This window comes from Pseudomonas sp. D1HM (genome assembly GCF_019266105.1).
Lineage (GTDB): Bacteria > Pseudomonadota > Gammaproteobacteria > Pseudomonadales > Pseudomonadaceae > Aquipseudomonas > Aquipseudomonas taetrolens.
This window is the reverse complement of the sequence record NZ_LRMN01000006.1, coordinates 591,745-612,213: the sequence shown is the minus strand read 5'-3', so window position 1 is coordinate 612,213 and position 20,469 is coordinate 591,745. Positions and strand designations below refer to the sequence as shown.

The 20,469-nt window shown below is 60.8% G+C and carries 18 protein-coding genes; 15 read left to right on the top strand and 3 right to left on the bottom strand.

Annotated features, from left to right (window positions below; all coding sequences use genetic code 11):
• From AWM69_RS10185 to AWM69_RS10170, 4 genes are all read left to right on the top strand, one after another.
• Positions 1–512, top strand: a 512-nt coding sequence (locus AWM69_RS10185) for a DUF2515 family protein (protein ID WP_373274305.1), incomplete at its 5' end; no start/stop codon positions are given.
• The gene (locus AWM69_RS10180; RefSeq protein ID WP_218726560.1) at positions 509–1,126 is read left to right on the top strand and encodes a hypothetical protein; all 618 of its coding nucleotides are present in this window, start codon (positions 509–511) and stop codon (positions 1,124–1,126) included. The genes AWM69_RS10185 and AWM69_RS10180, both read left to right, overlap by 4 nt.
• Positions 1,127–1,261: 135 nt before the next feature.
• Positions 1,262–1,768: an Hcp family type VI secretion system effector gene (locus AWM69_RS10175; protein ID WP_048380354.1), complete on the top strand. Its 507-nt coding sequence runs from the start codon at positions 1,262–1,264 to the stop codon at positions 1,766–1,768.
• Positions 1,765–2,244 carry a hypothetical protein gene (locus AWM69_RS10170; RefSeq protein WP_218726559.1) on the top strand — a complete coding sequence of 160 codons (480 nt, stop codon included), beginning with the start codon at positions 1,765–1,767 and terminating at the stop codon, positions 2,242–2,244. Before AWM69_RS10175 ends, AWM69_RS10170 begins: the two co-directional genes overlap by 4 nt.
• Positions 2,245–2,289: 45 nt before the next feature.
• Here the strand turns inward: AWM69_RS10170 and AWM69_RS10165 are convergent, their stop codons facing one another.
• On the bottom strand, positions 2,290–4,026 hold the full coding sequence (locus AWM69_RS10165; RefSeq protein WP_048380352.1) for an IlvD/Edd family dehydratase: 1,737 nt from the start codon (positions 4,024–4,026) through the stop codon (positions 2,290–2,292).
• Positions 4,027–4,215: 189 nt separating this feature from the next.
• On the opposite strand from AWM69_RS10165, the gene AWM69_RS10160 reads away from it, so the two are divergent.
• From AWM69_RS10160 to AWM69_RS10120, 9 genes are all read left to right on the top strand, one after another.
• Positions 4,216–5,538 (top strand): MFS transporter, encoded by a 1,323-nt coding sequence (locus AWM69_RS10160; RefSeq protein ID WP_048380351.1) that lies wholly within the window; start codon positions 4,216–4,218, stop codon positions 5,536–5,538.
• A gap of 121 nt (positions 5,539–5,659) precedes the next feature.
• Positions 5,660–6,652: an AraD1 family protein gene (gene araD1, locus AWM69_RS10155; protein ID WP_218726557.1), complete on the top strand. Its 993-nt coding sequence runs from the start codon at positions 5,660–5,662 to the stop codon at positions 6,650–6,652.
• 73 nt (positions 6,653–6,725) lie between these two features.
• On the top strand, positions 6,726–8,249 hold the full coding sequence (locus AWM69_RS10150) for an aldehyde dehydrogenase (NADP(+)) (protein ID WP_373274310.1): 1,524 nt from the start codon (positions 6,726–6,728) through the stop codon (positions 8,247–8,249).
• 98 nt (positions 8,250–8,347) lie between these two features.
• Positions 8,348–9,664, top strand: a complete 1,317-nt coding sequence (locus AWM69_RS10145; RefSeq protein ID WP_218726553.1) for an MFS transporter — start codon at positions 8,348–8,350, stop codon at positions 9,662–9,664.
• Between the two features lie 20 nt (positions 9,665–9,684).
• Positions 9,685–10,650, top strand: a complete 966-nt coding sequence (locus AWM69_RS10140) for a D-glycerate dehydrogenase (protein WP_218726551.1) — start codon at positions 9,685–9,687, stop codon at positions 10,648–10,650.
• Between the two features lie 113 nt (positions 10,651–10,763).
• On the top strand, positions 10,764–15,479 hold the full coding sequence (locus tag AWM69_RS10135) for a dermonecrotic toxin domain-containing protein (protein WP_218726549.1): 4,716 nt from the start codon (positions 10,764–10,766) through the stop codon (positions 15,477–15,479).
• Between the two features lie 73 nt (positions 15,480–15,552).
• Positions 15,553–15,852 (top strand): DUF5629 family protein, encoded by a 300-nt coding sequence (locus AWM69_RS10130; protein WP_048380340.1) that lies wholly within the window; start codon positions 15,553–15,555, stop codon positions 15,850–15,852.
• On the top strand, positions 15,842–17,014 hold the full coding sequence (locus AWM69_RS10125) for a lactonase family protein (RefSeq protein WP_218726547.1): 1,173 nt from the start codon (positions 15,842–15,844) through the stop codon (positions 17,012–17,014). Before AWM69_RS10130 ends, AWM69_RS10125 begins: the two co-directional genes overlap by 11 nt.
• A 141-nt stretch (positions 17,015–17,155) precedes the next feature.
• Complete coding sequence (locus AWM69_RS10120) at positions 17,156–17,335, top strand: hypothetical protein (RefSeq protein ID WP_218726545.1); 180 nt, start codon at positions 17,156–17,158, stop codon at positions 17,333–17,335.
• Positions 17,336–17,347: 12 nt separating this feature from the next.
• Here AWM69_RS10120 and AWM69_RS10115 read toward each other — a convergent pair whose 3' ends face one another.
• Positions 17,348–18,112 carry an anti-sigma factor gene (locus AWM69_RS10115; protein WP_218726543.1) on the bottom strand — a complete coding sequence of 255 codons (765 nt, stop codon included), beginning with the start codon at positions 18,110–18,112 and terminating at the stop codon, positions 17,348–17,350.
• A complete protein-coding gene (locus AWM69_RS10110; RefSeq protein ID WP_218726542.1) occupies positions 18,109–18,618 on the bottom strand; it encodes an RNA polymerase sigma factor in 510 nt (169 codons plus the stop codon). The genes AWM69_RS10115 and AWM69_RS10110 overlap by 4 nt, the downstream gene beginning before the upstream one ends.
• A gap of 185 nt (positions 18,619–18,803) precedes the next feature.
• Here AWM69_RS10110 and AWM69_RS10105 point away from each other — a divergent pair, with 185 nt between their 5' ends.
• Positions 18,804–19,886: a catalase family peroxidase gene (locus tag AWM69_RS10105; protein WP_218726540.1), complete on the top strand. Its 1,083-nt coding sequence runs from the start codon at positions 18,804–18,806 to the stop codon at positions 19,884–19,886.
• Positions 19,883–20,422, top strand: coding sequence for a cytochrome b (locus AWM69_RS10100; RefSeq protein WP_131654068.1), 540 nt, complete (start codon positions 19,883–19,885; stop codon positions 20,420–20,422). The genes AWM69_RS10105 and AWM69_RS10100 overlap by 4 nt, the downstream gene beginning before the upstream one ends.
• Positions 20,423–20,469 lie beyond the last annotated feature (47 nt).

Below are 20,469 nucleotides of genomic sequence, written 5' to 3'. Positions count from 1 at the left end.
TTGAGGAGCTGAAAACCTGCGTGAAAAAACGCTCGGCAATTTATGGGCATCCGAAGTTTCCGGTGCTGTGGCCGGTTGAGCAGGAAAAGGTGACTTTCGGCCGGGATCATGACGAAATCCTGCAGGCGTTCGAGGCGCTAGAGAACGGAGATATAGCCCGGAGCGTGGAGTTCTTTGCCAGTCATGAGCAAAGCAATATCCTGCAGCCGACCCTGTACGAAGACCCCAGGATGGTCTGGCTGTTGCGCAGCAATCATGTGTCGTACGTCACCGGTTTCCCTTCAGGGGTCGCCCAGGCCATCGAACTGACCCTTACCAGCCAGTGCCAACCGGTCGACGATGGACGCACGATCAGTTTTGACCGCAGCGTGTTGGCAAACCTGGCCGACCTTAAACAGCGCATGGCCTTTGTGCTTGAGGCCGCCAGGCGTTTTGACCAGATGCTGCACGACGAAAACCGTCATGCACTGGAGCACTCGATCAAACACATCGCCGCAGGTACAGCGCCATGATCCCGCGTCTGAAAGTCAACAGCTGGCCTCGAAGGCTGTGCATGATGCTTATGGTGTTTTTCGTGGTGGCGAGCGTGCGCTGGGTGGTGCAACAACTGGCCGATGAACCGGAAATCGCGCTTGTCTTCGGGGAGCCATGGGAAGACATGCGCCAGCGTTCCAGCGCCTCGATTCCCCCTGCGATCCCTGGCCATTATTGGTTCCACATGCCCAAATCAGACGCCCGATTACGCTTTATCGACCCGCAATACGGTTTCACCACGCCCTTGGCCCGCTTTTTCACGATCAATTTTGATAATGAACGCGTGGCTAACATCCGCATGTCCCCGCAAGTCGAACCGTTGCTGCTGGACGATGCGCTGAACGTCGTATTGGGTCTGCAGGACCAATGGCGTCGACAAGGCTGGTTTGTCTCCGACCCAGAGAGTGATCCCGAGATTGTCGACACGCCTGAAGGGCGTGCTCGGGTGCGAGGTATCCTGGGTGGCAGAACCTTTTGGCAAGCCGGTGACAAATATCAAATCATGCTCAACGTGAACCGTTTCAAGGACTACAGACACCCCGACGAAGAGCGTTACCTGATAAACCTGTCGCTCGCCAAGGCCCGCCGATGAGGAAGGTGTTCGATAGGCCTGGGCGCGGCTGGCTTCGAAGGCAGTGCATGGTGCTGATGGCTCCCCGAACAGAGGTGTCACCCGGTCCCGGGTCTACAACCTGTTTCTCCTAAAAAGCATTAACGGAGTTTTGCTATGCCCACACCCGCTTATTTGAAGATCATTGGCGTTACACAGGGTTTGATCAGCAGTGGTGCACTGGCTCGAGAGTCGGTCGGCAATGCCTGGCAGCAGGGCCGGGAGGACGAGATTCTGGTGCAAGCGCTCAGTCATGGGATTGTGGTTCCCGGGGGGGCTCAGTCGGGGCAGCGCATGCATAAGCCGTTGATCATCACCAAGGTGATCGACAAATCGTCACCGTTGATCAATACCGCATTGTGCACCGGCGAAGAACTCACCCTGTGCGAAGTGAAGTGGTACCGCACCTCAGGCAGCGCGACTCAGGAGCACTTCTACACCATGAGGCTGAAACGGGCGGTGATCATTGGTGTCGACCTGAGCATGCCGCATTGCCAGAACATGGAGACCGCGCATTTCACCCAGTTGGAAACCGTGCACTTTGCCTACGAGTCCATCACCTGGCAGCACGAAATTGCCGGCACCTCAGGTTGGGATATTTGGCAGGGAGAACGTCTGGGATGAAGCTGGTCAGTGCCCGGTACGCCTCGTCGCGGGAGCGCCAGCAGGCTTTTTCCAGCCAGGAGGCCATGACCTGGATCCGGCAGCAGTCAGGGTTGGGGCCGCTCATTGAAAGTCCGGGCCAGCCCGGGCGCTTTCTGAGGCTCAACCTTGGGGGTGAGGCACTGCAGCAGGTCGAGAGTGGAGAGTGGTTGTTGCTCAAGCCCGAAGTGTATTGCTTCGATTGGGGCCAGTTCGAACCGTCCATGCGCGAGCAGCGTGCCATGGCCTTGATCCATTCGCCGCCGCCTCAGCCTGAAAAAGCAGTCCGGGTAGTGCGGGTGGTAGACAGTGAAACTGCTGAGTGGCTGGTCAATCGGCGGTGTGTCACCACGGTGGAGGGGGAGCAGGGGCGTCGCAGGACCGACGGATTGGGGATTACCCATCTGCCCGAGCCCGGCAAGGGCGCGAATATCGAATTGCGGCTCTTTGCGAACTGACCCGGCTCGGGCCGGGTCAGTCAGCGATAGCGTGCTTTCAACCGATCAGTGCGAGTGACGCGGTACTTCTGAGCCGCGGCAACCGACCAGGAAGTCAAAATCACAGCCTTGGTCAGCTTGCATCACGTGATCGATGTACAGCTGGCGGTAGCCACCGATCAACAGTTTTTGCGGCGGCTCGATATCGGCCAGGCGTGCAGCCAGTTCGGCATCGGAAATGTCCAGGTGCAGACGCCCGCTGGCGCAGTCCAGTTCAATCCAGTCACCTTCTTGCACGGCGGCCAAGGGACCGCCGGCAGCGGCTTCCGGCGCTACGTGCAGAACCACGGTGCCGTAGGCCGTACCGCTCATGCGCGCATCCGAGATCCGCACCATGTCGGTCACGCCCTGAGCCAGAAGTTTGGCGGGCAGGCCCATGTTGCCGACCTCGGCCATGCCCGGGTAGCCTTTGGGCCCGCAGTTCTTCATGACCAGGATCGAGTCGGCGGTGACGTCCAGCTCAGGGTCGTTGATCCGCGCTTTGTACATATCGAAGTTTTCAAAGACCACCGCGCGGCCACGGTGTTTCATCAGCGCCGGGGTGGCGGCTGACGGTTTGAGAACGGCACCCAGGGGGGCGAGGTTGCCGCGCAGGACGCAAATGCCGCCGTCGGCCACCAGCGGGTTTTCGATGGCGCGGATGACTTCGTCGTCGCCATAAATAGGCGAATTCTTGACGTTCTCCCACAGGCTTTGGCCGTTGACGGTCAAGGCGTTCGGGTGCGGGATCAGGTTGTTCTCACCCAGGCGGCGCAGAACCGCCGGCAGGCCACCGGCGTAGTAGAACTCTTCCATCAGGAAGCGTCCCGAAGGCTGCAGGTCGACCAGCGTTGGAGTGCCGCGGCCGATACGGGTCCAGTCGTCGAGCTCCAGATCAACCCCGATACGGCCGGCGATGGCCTTGAGGTGGATCACGGCGTTGGTCGAGCCGCCAATCGCAGCATTGACCCGAATGGCGTTTTCAAAGGCTTCCTTGGTCAGCACTTTGGACAGACGCAAGTCTTCGCGAACCATTTCTACGGCGCGCATGCCGGACATGTGGGCGAGCACGTAACGGCGCGAATCCACGGCCGGAATCGCGGCGTTGTGCGGCAGCGAAGTGCCCAGTGCTTCAGCCATGCAGGCCATGGTGGAGGCCGTGCCCATGGTGTTGCAGGTGCCTGCCGAACGCGACATACCGGCTTCAGCCGACAAGAATTCATCGAGGCTGATGGCGCCGGCCTTGTAGGACTCGTGCATCTGCCAGACGATCGTCCCGGCGCCGATGTCCTTGCCTTTATGCTTGCCGTTGAGCATCGGCCCGCCGGTGACGACGATGGCCGGTACATCACAGCTGGCGGCGCCCATCAACAGGGCCGGGGTGGTTTTGTCGCAACCGGTCAGCAGTACAACGCCATCAATCGGGTTGCCGCGGATTGCCTCTTCCACATCCATGCTGGCCAGGTTGCGGGTCAACATGGCGGTAGGGCGCAGGTTCGACTCGCCATTGGAAAACACCGGGAATTCCACAGGGAAGCCGCCAGCTTCAATCACACCGCGTTTAACGTGTTCGGCAATCGTGCGGAAATGCGCGTTGCACGGGGTGAGTTCCGACCAGGTGTTGCAGATGCCGATGATCGGCTTGCCCTGGAACTGGTGGTCGGCAATGCCTTGGTTCTTCATCCAGCTGCGGTACATAAAACCGTTTTTATCTGCGCTGCCAAACCATTGGGCGGAACGCAGTGGAGGGGTTTTATCAGACATGGCGGCTTCTCTTATTGTATGACTAATTGGTTTCGATGCGCCTAAGTTATCCTCAAATCTGCTTCGATGGAAGAGTTGTTGGGTAAATAGTATTACTATATAGTCGCTTCAACTGAGAGCTGATCCTGGCGTTTCCCCGCCTGAGGCCACTCCAGAGGTGCCATAACAAAAACAATGGGAGACCGTCTCATGAGCCAGGAACTCGGGCTTATTCGTCGCATTACATTCAAACTCATACCGTTTCTGATCCTGCTGTACCTGATTGCTTATGTAGACCGTTCTGCCGTGGGCTTTGCCAAGCTGCACATGGGCGCCGACATTGGTATTGGTGATGCAGCCTATGGCTTGGGTGCGGGGTTGTTTTTCATCGGTTACTTCCTGATGGAGATCCCCAGCAACCTGATGCTTGAGCGTTTTGGCGCCCGTCGCTGGTTCGCCCGGATCATGATCACCTGGGGCAGCATCACCATCGGCATGGCCTTCGTGCAGGGCCCGCACAGTTTTTACGTGATGCGTTTTTTACTGGGCGTCGCTGAAGCAGGCTTCTTCCCGGGCGTCCTCTACTACATCACCCAATGGTTTCCGGTGCGCCATCGCGGCAAGATTCTGGGGCTGTTCATTCTCTCGCAACCCATCGCCATGATGATTACCGGCCCCGTGTCCGGTGGTCTGCTGGGCATGGATGGCGTGCTCGGCCTGCATGGCTGGCAGTGGCTGTTCATCGTTATCGGCATGCCGGCGATCCTGCTGACATGGCCGGTGCTGCGCTACCTGCCGGATGGCCCGCAACAGGTCAAATGGATGGACCAGCGCGAGAAGGACTGGCTGGTGGGCGAGCTGGAAAAAGATTTGAAAACCTTTGGCCAGACCCGTCACGGCAACCCGTTGCACGCCCTGAAAGACAAGCGCGTATTGCTGCTGGCGCTGTTCTACCTGCCGGTGACATTGAGCATCTATGGCCTGGGCCTGTGGTTGCCGACGCTGATCAAACAGTTTGGCGGCAGTGACCTGACCACCGGCTTTGTGTCATCGGTGCCCTACATCTTCGGCATCATCGGTTTGCTGATCATCCCTCGCAGTTCCGACCGTCTGAATGACCGTTATGGCCATTTGGCGCTGCTCTATGTGCTGGGCGCCATCGGCCTGTTCTTCAGCGCCTGGCTGACGGTGCCGGTGCTGCAACTGGCGGCCTTGTGCCTGGTGGCGTTTGCCTTGTTTTCCTGCACGGCGATTTTCTGGACCCTGCCGGGACGTTTCTTTGCCGGTGCCAGTGCCGCGGCCGGGATCGCCTTGATCAACTCGGTGGGCAACCTGGGCGGCTATATCGGTCCGTTCGTGATCGGTGCGCTCAAGGAATACACCGGCAACCTGGCCTCGGGCCTGTACTTCCTGTCCGGCGTCATGGTGTTCGGCCTGATCCTCACGGGCGTGGTGTATCGCTTGCTGGAGCGCAAGCACGCACTCAAGCAGAGCGAGTTCGCCGCCAGCGCCCAACCGGCCACCCATCCATAAAGCATAGGGACCCAACGCCGAAGGCTGCGATCTTTGCCAGTTCAAAGCGCAGCCTGCGGCCAGTCCTTGACGATGTGTAGATCCCCGTGTTGTTAACGACGCGGCACAAGTGAGACTCAATATGCGTTTAGTACAGTTTGAATTGAACAGCGGCGAGCGCCGCGTCGGTCTGGTCGATGGCGCTCTGGTGCGTGAAGTACAGGCTGCAACCAGCGTCCGTGATCTAGCGCTGGCGGCGATTGACGCGGGCATAAGCCTGGCGCAGCAAGTCGACTCCCAAGGGCTGGGTGCCAGCCACGACTACCCGCAATTGCTGGCCGAGTTGCGCATTCTGCCGCCACTGGACCACCCGGATCCGGCGCACATGTTGATCAGCGGTACAGGCCTGACCCACTTGGGCAGCGCGTCGGCCCGCGACAAAATGCACCAGCAGGCGGGCGACGAAACCACCCTGACGGACACCATGCGCATCTTCAAGTGGGGTGTGGAAGGCGGCAAGCCCGCGGCGGGGCAGGCGGGGGTGCAACCTGAGTGGTTCTATAAGGGAGATGGCAGCATTGTCGTGCGCCCGGGGGCGTCTTTCCCGTTGCCACCGTTTGCCGAAGACGCTGGCGAAGAGCCGGAAATCGGCGGCCTGTATGTCATCGGCCATGACGGCAAGCCGTATCGCCTGGGGTTTGCAGTGGGCAACGAGTTCTCCGACCACGTGATGGAGCGCAAGAATTACCTGTACCTCGCACACTCCAAACTGCGCAGTTGCTCGTTCGGCCCGGAACTGCGGGTCGGTGAATTGCCGCAACATCTGGCCGGCAGCAGCCGGATCATCCGTGACGGCGAAGTGCTGTGGGAAAACGAATTCCTCAGTGGTGAAGCCAACATGTGCCACAGCCTGGAAAACCTCGAATACCACCACTTCAAATACAGCCAGTTCCTGCGTCCGGGCGATGTACACATCCACTTTTTTGGCACCGCGACCCTGTCGTTCGGTGACGGCATCCGCACCCGGCCGGGCGACCGTTTTGAAATCAGCCAGGCCGAATTCGGCGCGCCGCTGATCAATGGTATCGCGCCTGTTGCTGCAGCATTCGAACCCGGCTCTATCGGTACACTTTAAAAGGACAGCACCCATGACTCAGATTCTCGGCCACAACTTCATCGGCGGCCAGCGCAGCGCCGAAGGCAGCGTCATCGTAAAAAGCGTTGATGCCAGCACCGGTGAAACCCTGGTCCATGATTTTCACCAGGCCACCCTCGGCGAAGTCGATCGCGCTGCGCGCGCCGCCGCCAGCGCCTACCCAGCCTTTCGCGCCTTGAGTGCCGAGCGTCGCGCCGAGTTTCTGGAGGCCATTGCAGATGAACTGGATGCACTGGGCGATGAGTTCGTCGCCATTGTGTGCCGCGAAACCGCACTGCCGGCAGGCCGCATTCAGGGTGAGCGCGGACGTACCAGCGGGCAAATGCGCCTGTTCGCCAAGGTGCTGCGCCGGGGTGACTTTTATGGCGCGCGGATTGACCAGGCCCTGCCTGAGCGCGCTCCGCTGCCACGCCCCGATCTGCGTCAGTACCGCATCGGCCTGGGCCCGGTTGCCGTCTTCGGAGCCAGCAACTTTCCGTTGGCGTTTTCCACTGCCGGCGGCGATACCGCCTCGGCCCTGGCCGCCGGCTGCCCGGTGGTGTTCAAGGCGCACAGTGGACACATGGCCACGGCCGAGTGGGTCGCGGACGCGCTGATCCGCGCCGCCGAGCGCACGGGCATGCCGGCCGGTGTTTTCAACATGATTTACGGTTCGGGCGTCGGTGAAGCGCTGGTCAAGCACCCGGCAATCCAGGCCGTGGGCTTCACCGGTTCGTTGCAGGGTGGACGCGCCTTGTGCGACATGGCCGCGGCACGCCCCCAGCCGATTCCGGTGTTTGCCGAGATGTCGAGCATCAACCCGGTCATCGTCCTGCCTCAGGCCCTGGCCGCACGCAGCGCCACCATTGCCCGCGAGCTGGCCGCTTCGGTGGTGCAAGGCTGCGGTCAGTTCTGCACCAACCCGGGCCTGGTGATCGGCATACGCTCAACGGCCTTCAGCGCTTTTATCGAGCAACTGGCGGGGCAGATCAACGAGCAGTCGGCACAAACCATGCTCAATGCCGGCACCTTGCGCAGCTACGTCAAAGGCCTGGACAAATTGCTTGCCCACAAAGGCATCGAGCATGTAGCCGGCGCCGCGCAGCAGGGCAATCAGGCCCGGCCACAGCTGTTCAAGGCCGATGTCAGCTTGTTGCTTGAGGGCGATGAAGTGCTGCAGGAAGAAGTCTTCGGGCCGACCACCGTGGTCATCGAAGTGGCGGACCAGGCACAACTGAGCGCGGCGCTCAACGGTCTGCACGGTCAACTTACCGCGACGCTGATTGGCGAGATGGCCGATTTCGAACAGTTCAGCGAATTGACCCCGCTGCTGGAGCAAAAGGTCGGTCGCATCCTGCTCAACGGTTACCCGACCGGTGTTGAGGTCTGTGATTCGATGGTCCACGGCGGCCCATACCCGGCGACCTCCGATGCACGGGGCACTTCGGTGGGGACGTTGGCGATCGATCGCTTCCTGCGTCCGGTGTGCTTCCAGAACTACCCCGACAGCCTGCTGCCTGACGCGTTGAAAAATGCTAACCCGCTGGGCCTTCAACGTTTGATCGATGGTCAGCTTTCTGACCGCACGCTTGGCTGATCGCCACGCCTGAAACCTGCCGCTGCCCGGAGAAGGCAGCGGCAGGCGCTCCGATACGCTCTGTGCAACGCCTTAAAATAATAATCAACAGGTGAGCCATGACTGCTGAAACCCTCACGGCTGTGCAATCGCACGCCCAATCGCTGGACGATGCGCTGTATCGAAAAGTGAACTGGCGGATCATTCCGCTGTTTATCGTCTGTTTTCTGTTTGCCTATCTGGACCGGGTCAACATCAGTTTCGCCAAATTGCAGATGCAAAGTGATCTGGGATTCAGCGAAACCGTGTATGGCCTGGGTGCCAGTCTGTTTTTTGTCGGCTACTTCCTGTTCGAAGTGCCGAGCAATATCTTGCTGCACAAGATCGGTGCGCGGGTGTGGATCGCCCGGATCATGGTGACCTGGGGCATTACCTCGGCGTGCATGATGTTTGTGCAAAGTGAATTCTGGTTCTACACCCTGCGGTTTCTGATCGGGGTGATGGAAGCCGGTTTCGTCCCGGGGGTGCTGTATTTCTTTACCCAGTGGTACCCCGGTAATCGCCGGGCCCGGGTCAATGCCTATTTCAAGAGCTCGATCTGCCTGTGCGGGATCGTCGGCGGGCCGCTGGCAGGTTTTATCCTCGGGCACTTCGACGGGTTGTATGGCATGGCGGGGTGGAAGTGGCTGTTTTTGCTGGAAGGCTTGCCTTCAGTGTTGCTGGGCTTTGTCGTGCTGTGGCTGTTGAGTGACAAGATCGAAGATGCGCCGTGGCTTTCGGCAGACGAAAAGCAGGTGCTGCTGGCGCGCATGGCCAGCGAACCCAAGCCGGAGTCTTCCAGCCGTTTTGCCGACGTCTGGAAGCAACCGACGACCTACGTGATGTCAGCTATATACCTGTGCCTGGTGATGGCCCTGACCGGTTTGCTGTTCTGGATGCCGCAGTTGATCAAGAGCGCTGGCGTCGCGGACACCTTCGACATTGGTTTGTTGACGATGGTCCCTTACCTGATTGCGGCCGTGGGCAATCTGTTGATCGGCAACAGCTCTGACAAGCGCGGCGAGCGGCGTTGGCACATGGCCGGTTGTGCGTTGCTGACGGCTGCCGGCTATCTGCTGTGCGCCTGGTTCCCGGGTCAACTGTTGCCGTTGATGGTCGGCATGAGCATGGTGATGACCGGGATCATTGCCTGGATGCCGATTTTCTGGACGATCCCGCCGCGCTTTCTTACCGGTCTGGCGGCCGCAGCAGGGATTGCCCTGATCAACTCCCTGGGCCAGTTGGGCGGGGTGGTCGGGCCGTTCATGGTGGGCTGGATCAAAGACCAGAGTGGCAGCGCCACACCGGCTCTGTATGTGCTGAGTGCGGTATGTGTGCTGGCCACCGCGCTGGTGATCTGGGGTATCCCGGCCCGCTACTACCGGGTCAAGCCATGAGCGATTCAATCGGAGAGAACATGAAACCCAATCTGTTGATTTTCAGCCGTGTGTCCTCGCCAGCGGTGCTGGCCGAACTCAATACGCTGTGCAACGTGACCTACTGCCCTGACCCCTTGGGGGCGGATGAAACCCGCTTCTTTGCGGCCTTGAGCGACGCCGAGGCCATGATGGGAGCCAGCCTCAAGCTGGATCGCAGCCTGCTGGAGCGTGCGCCGAAGCTGAAAGTCATTGCCAGCGTTTCAGCCGGTTACGACAACTACGATCTCGATTACCTGCGTGAACGCGGGATTCGCCTGACCAACACCCCGGACGCGGTCACCGAAACCACCGCCGACACGGCCTTTCTGTTGTTGATGATGGCGGCACGCCGTGCGCTGGAAATGGCCGATCTGGTGCGGCAGGGGCACTGGCAGGAAAAAAACATTCCTGAATCGCTGTTTGGCACCGATGTACACGGCAAGCGGCTGGGGATCATCGGGTTGGGCCGGATTGGCGCGGCCATCGCCCGGCGCGGGCATTTCGGTTTTGGCATGTCGATCCTTTACAGCGGCCAGAGCGACAAGCCGCATCTGGAGCAAACACTGGGAGCGCAACGGGTGGAGCTGCAGCAACTGCTGGCCGAGGCTGACTTCATCTGCGTCTGCGTACCGCTGTCGGACAAGACCCGCCAGCTCATTGGCGCGCCTGAATTCGCATTGATGCGACCGCAGACCATCTTCCTCAATGTCTCACGCGGGCCGGTGGTGGACGAGGCCGCGCTGATTGAGGTGTTGAAGCGTGGCGGCATCCGGGCGGCCGGGCTCGATGTATTCGCCCGGGAACCGTTGCCGGCCGATTCACCGTTACTGGCGTTGAAACAAGTGCTGGCCTTGCCGCACATCGGCTCGGCCACCGTCGAAGCCCGGGAGTTGATGGCGCGCACGGCGGCCGACAACCTGAAATACGCGCTGCTCGGGCATCTGCCGCCTGACTGCGTGGTGTAAGCCCAGCGCGGTGATAACCGGCTACCGCAGGCAGCCGGTGTGTTTACTTTTAGATGGGGGTTTGTGATCGGCACGTCCCGTGTCGATCCCGTGCCCCTGGAAGTAAACACCCGATGACCACGCCTGCTGTTGTACCCCCGCCGGTCTTTGACCGCTCCGACCTGCTGCGACAAACCCTCACCCGGCAATTTGCCACGCGCCCCACGCTGTACCACGTGGTCAGCGAGCAGTTGAACGGCGCCCTGAAAAAGACACTGCCCGACCCGGGCAGCCCGCTGGATCTGGACCGCGCGTACATCGTCTGGACCATCGACGCCGCCGAACAGCCCCTGACCCCACCGCGTTACCGCTTGCTGCTCGACGCCATGCTTGAGCATATTGCGCTGGGCACGCCGCTGAATTACGGGTACTACGAACCTGAGCAATGCTTTTTGGCGCTGCTGGCCGAAGGCGCAACGCCTGCGGGTAGCTGGGCTTCCCTGGCGTCCATGCGGGCCGTCGAAATGACGATGCGCGACGTCCAGCGGCAATGGCCCCGAGCCTTCCAGGAGGCACTGATTGCTTACTGGAATCAACCGGTGACGGGCTACCGGAGCCGGGTGCACTGGCTTCAGGTGTTTTTGGCCGACAACCTCCGGGTAGCGGTCAATACCACCGCCGGGCTTGACCCTGAACAGATCGAGGCCGTGCGCAAAGTGCTGAATTACCCGGTGCTGGTTGACCGGCTTCGGGGGTATGCGCCGAGCGAACAGCCCCGGGTGTATTTTGCCCAGCTGGAGGTCAGGTCCGGTAAATGGTTGCATCGCCACGTGGTGGCGGATCTGCTGGTGTCTTATTCCCGCAACGGCAGCGAACAGCTATTGCGGTGCACGCCTTCAGGGCAGATAACGGCCTTTGCGACGGTGGAGGCCCTGACCCGTCAGTTGGGGCATGAACTCAACCAGCGCTATGTGATTGATGCCGTGACCTGCAAACGCTTTGAACCGATGGTCGATGCGCTGCACGTCCAGGCCATGATCGTGCTCAACACCCAACTGGAAGCGCTTGCGGCGATCCGCCAAGCGATGCCGGGAGACGGACGGAGCCTGGCCCGGCTCGAACGGCATGTGCGTGCCGTCACCGACCCGGTCTCACTCTTCGAGACTTTCCAGGCCGCGCCTTCCGGGCATCTGCTGCCGGTGTTCAATGCGTTGCCGGACTGGTTGAAGCACGCCAGTCAGACAGATCGGGCCGCTTACCGACGCCATGTGATCGCCCTGGCGGACGTCACCCGCAATGCCCGCGGCCGAACCTTCAATGAAGGTATCCCGGATCTGCACACCTATGCGGCACAGGCCCTGCATCGGCAGATGCGCGAGGACCAGCCCCAGGCTCCCGGTTACGACCCGGATGAAATCGAACTGCAATTCAAGGTGGCATCAGGCCCCTTGGGCACCATCGGTACCGTGCAGACCCGGACTTACAGCCTGACCGAGCTGGCCCTGGAAAATCTGATCGGTTTTCCGGGCGCGCGCATGACCTTGCGTCATACCCGCAATCAGTTGATTCAGGACTGGTGGCTGACCCCTGAGTACATCAAGTCACTGATCCAGCGCGTGAACATCGGTGAGACGTACCCGGCCCTGATCAAGCACTGGTTACTGGATGATCCCCAGGAGGCACAGCGTCGGGAGGTGCTGTACGCCGAACAACTGCGCGTGACGCTGCCGATGCGGGCCCTGGAGATGAAGCTCCAGGGCCGGGGTTCGATCACGCAATGGGGTTACCGCTGCCTGGCGGCCCTGATGCAGCGAGACCCTGCCGCCCGCCTGCTTGACGGTCAGCGCGTGGGAATACGGGCGCTGGGGCTGGTGCAGACGCCGCGCTCGGTGCCGGACTTCGTGCGCAATATGTATGTGATCGGGCTCGCCGATGATCTTGAAGGGCCTTGCGTGCTGTACCGGCCCTTGCTCAAGGAGATGCTCATCGAGTTCCCTTCGGCCCTGGCCCTGGTGCAAGGCCTGATACAGGCAGGGGAGTTGCGCGACAGCGTACTGGAATGGCTGCCGGGCGATCTCAAGAGCGTGTACGCCCAGGGTGTGATGAACCCGTCGAATCATTTGCCGGCGAGCAGCGCATTGTTGTTCGCGCAACCCCTGCACCGGCATTTCGAACATGATCTGTTCAGGGAGAGCGCAATGACCCTGGTGCAACTGGCAGACCGGCAATCGGTGTCCAATGCCGAGAGCCGCTGGGCTACCCTCAAGCAAGGCGGCTGGCTTCTGTTGAACACCGTGCTGCCCTTGATCCGGGGCCCGGTTGCCATCTTCGGCTGGCTGCTATTAACCGTGTCCGCGTTGAAAAGCGACATCGCGGCCTTGCGCGGCGATGATGAGCGGCTCAAGGCCCCGGCGATCATCGATGTGCTGTTCAACATCGCCGTGGTGCTGTTGCATGGCGGGCAAATGGGTACACAAACACCGGCCTCCGAACACGTCGCGGATGAGTCGCTGGGCCCCTTGATCCCTGTCGATGCAGGGCCGCCACTGCGAGCCGCAGATGATGAGCCGGCGCCTGCAGCGCTGCCGGTCAGCGAGGGTGCGGTTTATTTCCCCGGGGTGGCGGTCGGCAATCAACACACCGAGCTGGATTTCTCCTGGTTCAGCACACCGCGCATCGACTTCAGCGAATTTCAGCTCACCTGGCTGGACCGCAACCGTGGCACGGCACTCGGCCCGGCATTGCCAGTGGCATACGGCCCTTACCGGGGGTTGTATGTGGTCAATGGCAAGTGGCATGCCCTGGTCAGGGGTTTCAGTTATCAGGTCTCGCTGGAGGACGATGGGGTAGTGGTGGTCAGCCCGCAGGATGAGCGGGATACCGGCCCGTGGCTGCGGCATGATGCAGACGGAAACTGGGACTTCGATACGGGCCTGAGGTTGCGCGGCGGCGGCCCGAAAAAACGTCAGGAGGCCCAGGCGCGGGCCGAGCAGCGCAAGCAGCGGATCAAGGAACTGGATGCCGCTTTCGCCGCCTTGGGCGAGCGTGAATCCGAGCTGTTCCAGCAACTGACCGATGAGCGCCTCAGGCTGTACGAGGCGCTTCAAGGGGAAGCCAGCCAGCGCTTTTCCTACCTGGAGAAAACCCTGCGGCTCAAGCGTTTACGTACCCTGGTGGAAAAGGCCAATGCCGAATACCAGGTGGAGCTCGATCATTTCATCGAACGCCATGCCTTGCAGCCACGCCCCAATGATCATGTGGTACTCAGCCGCTTCTATAACCTGCTGTTCAGGCATTCGGTCGACCTGTTGTATGTGCAGACCCAGTTGATACAAGGCATCAAGAACCTGTACCCGGAGTTTGCCGTAGTCGAGCATAAAGAGATGAGTACGGTGGATGCCGAACGCTATGTCACCTTCAAGCGTGCGTTACTGGCTCACCAGCAAACCTTTTTCAACGATTTTCAGGCGCAAACCCGCTACCTCGAAGCCATGCGCGGGGTGCCGCGGATAGGGCACCGGCTGGCCCGCGAACTGGAAACCTCCGCTGCCACCAGCTCGCGCGATGATGGTGCCGTGCGACGTACCTCGGACATCGACTTCCTCAACCTGCAGCTCGGGCTGCTGCTGGACCTCACCCCCAAGACCGTGTTCAGCGAAACCTGGCACAACCTGGCCGATATCATTTCCCCGTTGACCTACACCGCCAGTGCCCACGCTGAACTGGTCGACACAGAACTGTTCAGCCACGACGAGCGGATGGAGGTACTCGAAGACATTGGCCAGCGCTATGCCGGGGCGCAGGATGCGTTGAGCATTTTGAACATGGAGCTGGGCGATCAGCTCAATCCGGCCGATTACCAGCGTCTCATGGGGGTGCTGGAGCAACTCGTTACCCGGATCGAACAGCAACTGGCAGAAGAAGCCCGCCTGGAAAACCAATGGTTGCCCGAGCAACCGCGGCCATCGCGCAAAAGCCAGGGTTCAAAAAGGATCATCCGCACGCGCAAGCAAGGGATATTGATTGGTGTCGCCAGGGCGCGAGCCTCAGAGCGTGAACCGTTGATTGTCGATGTGGGCGAGCCGGCGGCCGGCAGCACGCAGACGCAGCCCGGACCTGCGGAGTCAGGCTTGCCGACCCTGACCTTCAGGCAGTCGGAAGCTGACCGGTGGGAGCCTGTCGAACACCCGGTCGCGGCGGGCACCGCGCGGCCGCTGGCCACCATCCGAAACCGCTGCAATGAACTGCTGGGCAAGGTCGACGAGAAGATTCAACGGGTCAGGGGCTACGCCAGGCACTCCAGGTTTGCCTTGGAACTGGAAGAAATCCTTGAGCGTGAAGCGCTGAAGCTGGATGCGTTGAGCCGCGAAATCGAGGCCGGCTTTGAACTCGAACCGGTGCAGGACAAACCCAGGCCCGGTACGCCTCAATCGTTGCTCAAGCGCTTGCGCGAGGGGGCGCGCAAGCTGCGTGAACAGGCGCTGTGGATTCTCAAGTCGCTGCCGCCCACCGAGCCTGTGGTCGAATACCTGCTGGAAAAGGGCGAGGTGCATATCGTCAAGACGGGGCCCAGGATCCAGATGCAAGGGGAGCGTCAGGACTTTGTCCAGGAATATGAGGTTCGTAACCGGCTCGGGCAGGTTCAGTGGTACGCCCATTTGCATTACCACAGCCTGACGGATCCCGCAGGCACCCCGAATGCCGCGCATTTCAAACTCAAATCCCAGCGCAGGGTCAGCCAGGCCAGCCTGGATGCCAATGCCAGGCCGGGGGAGAAAGCCGAGCGGGTGCATTACGGCAAAATCAGCGCCAGGATGCTGGCCAGGCGCTTTTTGTCCTTGAGCGACTGATCCCTCATCGCCGGACATGGGTTCAAACATGAAATTGACCTATCATTGCACCTTTCCAACAGGTGATTGATTAATGAGCGATTCAAACCAGACCCTGCGCGCAGCCCTTGAAACCAGTGACATGCTGGTGATTGACGGGCTGCACGCCTGGGACTTTTCTCTGGATGATGTGCAATTGCTCATCAAGTGCATGGACGGACGTGCCGAAAAACGCTGGCAGTTCACCGCGGCACAGGTTGACGCCGCAGTGTTTGACGAGACGTTGCAAAGCTGGACCCTCACCGGTGACTCGGGTGAACATCGCCTGGTTTGCCTCAGCGCCGTGAGCGCAAACAATGACGACGATGAGTCCGAGGTCGCTGATGAAGCTTAAATGGTTGCCCCTGCTGATGGCCTCGAGCGTCGGCGCAATGTCGGCGCAGGCCGCGTCCAATGACGAAGTCGAACTGCTGGTCGGCTCCTACACCCAAGGCAAGAGCCAGGGTATTTACCGTCTGCAGTTTGACAGCGACAGCGGCAAGCTCACCCCTGAACCGTTGCAGGTGTTCAAGGCGGCGAACCCGTCGTGGCTGACGCTTTCCAAAGACCAGCAGCGGTTGTTTGTGGTCAATGAGAACGGCAAGGGTCAAGCGGATGTTGTCGGTCGTGTCAGCAGTATTGCCATCGATCCCAAATCCAATCAGCTGGCGCTGGTCAATCAGGTCAAAACCCTGGGCGAAGAGCCCACACACTCCAGCCTGAGCACTGACGAACGCTACCTGTTCGTGGCCAACTACAGTGTGCACGCCGATCCGGGCGGCAGCCTTGCGGTGTTGCCGATCAATGCCGAAGGCCAGTTGCAACCCGTGACCCAGATGAGCAGCCATTCAGCGAGTCGGGTCAACCCGCAGCGTCAGGCATCGGCCCATGTACACTCGGTCGTCCCGGCGCCGGACGGCAAGTTTGTCTTTGCCAGCGACCTGGGGGCAGACAAGGTTTTCGCCTATCGCTATGACCCGGCGGCCAACCCCGAGCATCCGCTGGTGGCCGCGGAGCCCGCGGCGGTCGAACTGCCTGCGGGCAGCGGTCCGCGCCATCTGTTGTTCTCGGCAGACGGCAAACACGCTTACCTGACCACTGAAATGAGTGCCCAGGTGTTTGTGTTCGATTATGCCGACGGGCAGCTCAAACAGCGCCAGGTGGTTGAACTGGCCCAGGGCAAAGCGGCGCCGCACCGTGCAGCGGGCGCGGTGCATGCTGCGCCGGATGGCAAGTTCCTGTATGTCAGCAACCGTGGCAAGGCCAATGAGATCCTGGTGTATGCGATCAACCCCGGCAATGGCGAGCTGACCGAGGTGCAGCGCCGTTCGGTGGAAGGCGATCACCCGCGCGAGTTTGCCTTGAGCCCCAATGGCAAGTTCCTGCTGATCGCCAACCAGATGAGCAATGAGATCGTGGTACTGGAGCGCGACCGCAGCACCGGCAAGCTGGGCAAGACCCTGCAACAGCTGCCGATGGATGCACCGTCGGATGTGAAATTCATCAACCGCCCGTAACACCGGGCGTGCAGCCGTCTATCAATGGCGCTGATAGACGCTAGTGCTGCAATGATTTTTTGTGCGATGACCCTTGGCGTTAAGTTGGTTTCACGGCCTGCAAAGGCAGGCAAGCCAACTGAATCGTCGAGGGTTACGCGCATGAACTTCAATCTTTTCTCCGTGATCGCCGCTTCCGCCATCTCCGCCACAGTGGCCCTTCCGGCCAGTGCCAGCGGGGTCGCCAGTGACGCTAAAACTGTCAGCCATAGCTACACCCCCAAATACCTGCAACAAAGCGCGAACTTCTATGCCGCGCTGGATCACAAGTCCCGGGCCTGATGCCGGAGCGGCTCAGAACCTGAGGGTGTTCAGCAATAGGGTGGTCGGGGCATCTGTGGTACCGACCATCGCGTAGTTGTAGCCCGGGCCCGACCAGTAGCGCGCCTGCAAATCCCCCTGTCGACGACTGCCTTTCGCCAGAAGTGTGTTGTGGGGTCCGGGCGGGCGGATATAGAAACTGATGCGCTGTCCTTGCCCATCTTCGTACATCACCATGGCGGCTGCCCCCTGATCGGTTGCGAGCAAACGGCAACTGACGGGCTGAAACCCGGCTGCGCTCAAGTCCGGCAAGCGTTCGGCCTGCCTGAAATAACGATCAACCCAGTCCTGCACATCATTTTTCTGTTGCCCGCTGTAGTCCGCCGGTAAAAAGCCCTCTTGGGCAAACATGCGATGTGCCACCAGGGCATCGGTCATGGGCAAGGCGCTGCTGGCCAATGTTTCACCCCCCAGCGTCATTTGCCGCGCCTGCCAGCCGCCCAGCCCGCCAAGGCCCACCGCCAGGACCAATAATGCAACGCGGGCCCATTGCTGGCGTGTCCGGCGCTGGATCCGTTGGCGTATGGCCGCCGGGTCGAGTGCCGGGTTGACGGGCTGCTGCAGGGAGGCCTGCAAGGCCGTGCGCAATGCTTGGGCATCACGCTGCCAGGCGTGAACCCGTGCGGCTGCTTCGGGGTGGGCCTGCAGGTAAAGGTCGATCTGCTGGCGCTCGGTATCGTTCAGCGCATGATCGACATAGGCATGCAGATCGCGTTCGCTGGGTGGGGTGGTGATCATTTAAGTCTCCGCAGGGCAGGGCGGGTGATTTCACCTTCGCTGAGCAGGCGCAAGGCTTGGCGGGCACGGGACAAGCGCGACATGACAGTGCCAATGGGCACCTCCAGAATCTCGGCCACTTCCTGGTAGCTCAATCCTTCGACGCTGACCCATAACATCAGCGCCCGCTGTTCGGGGTTCAGTTGTTCGAACGCGGCCAGCGTCGATTGCGCAATCACCGTGCGCTCGGTGGATGGCTGGGCGATGTCTTCGCGTCCGGTAAAGAATTCAAGCATGCGTGCATAACGCCGGGACCGGCGATGGGTGTCGATGAACTGTCGATACAAAATGGTAAATAGCCAGGCCCGCAAGTCGCCTTCGGGCCGCTTGCCGGCCGCCGTGCCCAGCGCACGTTCCAGACAGGCTTGCACCAGATCGTCGGCGTTACTGGAGTGACGCGTCAATGAGAGCGCAAACCGTCGCAGGCGGGGCATCAGTTCGCGCAGTTGCGCGTCAAATGAGTTCATCGGGGACCTGCACACAGTGACCCGTTAATCGGGGGAGTGCGAGGAGGACGTCCGGGATCAAGGGTTATTCCCTCGCAGATGAAAATAAAGGCCTGATAAATAATTCGCCGCTCACGGGAATAAGCCGGATTGGCCTGCGTCTCATAGACCACCCACCTGATGGCCCCGTGGCCTCGGAGTTATGCATGGTAGATCAAATGCCGCCTGTACGGCCCGGCTCACCCCCGTTGAGTATGCCCAGTGTGCTGTTGCGCCTGGCAGGTATCGGGGGCGTGGTCGCCGCCATCGCCGGGGCGTTTTATTACGTCAACGGCACCCTGGACTCACAGCGCTTGCGCCCTGACAACCTGGTGAATGCGCTGGAGCAGAACAGTGGCGTACACCCGGGTTTTCGGCGTAATCACGCCAAGGGCATCTGCGTCGTGGGTTATTTCGAGAGCAACGGTGAGGCACAAAGGCTGTCCCGGGCACAGGTGTTCGAGACCGGGCGGACACCGGTGGTGGGGCGTTTTGCCTTGCCCGGCGGTAATCCTTACGCGCCTGACAGCAGTGTGCCGATCCGCAGCCTGGCCTTGCGCTTTACCCAGGGCAATGGCCAGCAATGGCGAACTGGCATGAACAGCATGCCGGTTTTTCCGGTGGCCACGCCTCAAGCGTTCTATCAAATGCTGCAAGCGGGGGCTCCCGACCCGGCGACGGGGAAACCCAAGCCGGGTGCCATGCCCGCTTTTTTTGCCGCGCATCCGGAAACGGCAGCGTTCCTGCAATGGGTCAAAACCGCGAAACCCTCGGCCAGCTTTGCCACCGAAGGCTACAACGGGATCAACGCGTTCTATCTGGTCAACGCTGCCGGGCAACGTCAGGCGGTGCGCTGGGGCGTTGTCCCCGAGGCAACGGACGCTGCCCCGGCCACGGCTGCGAACGATGGAAATTACCTCGCCCAGGATTTGACTCAACGCTTGTCCAGCGGGCCATTGAAATGGCAACTGAAGCTGACGCTGGCTGAGGCGGGCGACCCGGTCGATGACGCCAGTAAAACCTGGCCCGCGGAGCGCAAAGTGGTCACGGCGGGGACCCTGGTGCTGCAACAGGCCGAGTCGCAGGACAGTGGCGAATGCCGTGACATCAACTACGACCCGCTGATCTTGCCCGGCGGTATCGAGGCCTCGGACGATCCTTTGATCGCTGCCCGTTCGGCGGCTTACGCCAGCTCTTACCAACGGCGTACCGCTGAAGTCGATCAATTGCCCCGGGAGACACGGCCATGAATACACCCACTTCGCATTTCGCACCTTTGGCCCGCCTGCTGCACTGGCTGATGGCCTTGATGATCATGACGATGCTGTTTGTGGGGGCGGGGATGGTGGCTTCCGTATCCGAACGGCATGCCTGGCTGTTGAACCTGCACAAACCCTTGGGCATCGCCATTTTGCTGCTGGTGGTGATCCGGCTCATTGTGCGTTTCTCGACCCGGCAACCGCCGTTACCGGCTGACTTGCCCGCAGTACAGGTGCTGGCGGCCAGGATGTCGCACGTATTGCTGTACGCCTTGATGTTGCTGATGCCAATCGTGGGCTGGGCAATGATTTCGGCAGCAGGGGATCCGGTGATGCTGGGCCGCTCATTGCAACTACCGGGGATCATGCCGGCCAATCCCGAGCTCTTCGCCTTCTTGCGCAAGGCTCATACCTACTTGGCCTATTTGCTGTTCTTTACGGTGTTGCTGCACATTGCCGCGGCATTGCTGCACGGCTGGATTCGCCGCGACGGCGTGCTGGAAAGCATGCTGCGGGGCAGGGACTGAGGCCGCAACATTCGCCCCGCTGACGCGCGCACGCGCTGGCGGGGCGG

Coding starts and splice junctions, on each gene's coding strand:
- AWM69_RS10120 (WP_218726545.1), top strand. CDS start 17,156: ATGAACTTCAATCTTTTCTCCGTGATCGCCGCTTCCGCCATCTCCGCC.
- AWM69_RS10115 (WP_218726543.1), bottom strand. CDS start 18,112: ATGATCACCACCCCACCCAGCGAACGCGATCTGCATGCCTATGTCGAT.
- AWM69_RS10160 (WP_048380351.1), top strand. CDS start 4,216: ATGAGCCAGGAACTCGGGCTTATTCGTCGCATTACATTCAAACTCATA.
- AWM69_RS10130 (WP_048380340.1), top strand. CDS start 15,553: ATGAGCGATTCAAACCAGACCCTGCGCGCAGCCCTTGAAACCAGTGAC.
- AWM69_RS10110 (WP_218726542.1), bottom strand. CDS start 18,618: ATGAACTCATTTGACGCGCAACTGCGCGAACTGATGCCCCGCCTGCGA.
- AWM69_RS10175 (WP_048380354.1), top strand. CDS start 1,262: ATGCCCACACCCGCTTATTTGAAGATCATTGGCGTTACACAGGGTTTG.
- AWM69_RS10165 (WP_048380352.1), bottom strand. CDS start 4,026: ATGTCTGATAAAACCCCTCCACTGCGTTCCGCCCAATGGTTTGGCAGC.
- AWM69_RS10105 (WP_218726540.1), top strand. CDS start 18,804: ATGGTAGATCAAATGCCGCCTGTACGGCCCGGCTCACCCCCGTTGAGT.
- AWM69_RS10125 (WP_218726547.1), top strand. CDS start 15,842: ATGAAGCTTAAATGGTTGCCCCTGCTGATGGCCTCGAGCGTCGGCGCA.
- AWM69_RS10135 (WP_218726549.1), top strand. CDS start 10,764: ATGACCACGCCTGCTGTTGTACCCCCGCCGGTCTTTGACCGCTCCGAC.
- AWM69_RS10140 (WP_218726551.1), top strand. CDS start 9,685: ATGAAACCCAATCTGTTGATTTTCAGCCGTGTGTCCTCGCCAGCGGTG.
- AWM69_RS10145 (WP_218726553.1), top strand. CDS start 8,348: ATGACTGCTGAAACCCTCACGGCTGTGCAATCGCACGCCCAATCGCTG.
- AWM69_RS10170 (WP_218726559.1), top strand. CDS start 1,765: ATGAAGCTGGTCAGTGCCCGGTACGCCTCGTCGCGGGAGCGCCAGCAG.
- AWM69_RS10180 (WP_218726560.1), top strand. CDS start 509: ATGATCCCGCGTCTGAAAGTCAACAGCTGGCCTCGAAGGCTGTGCATG.
- araD1 (WP_218726557.1), top strand. CDS start 5,660: ATGCGTTTAGTACAGTTTGAATTGAACAGCGGCGAGCGCCGCGTCGGT.
- AWM69_RS10100 (WP_131654068.1), top strand. CDS start 19,883: ATGAATACACCCACTTCGCATTTCGCACCTTTGGCCCGCCTGCTGCAC.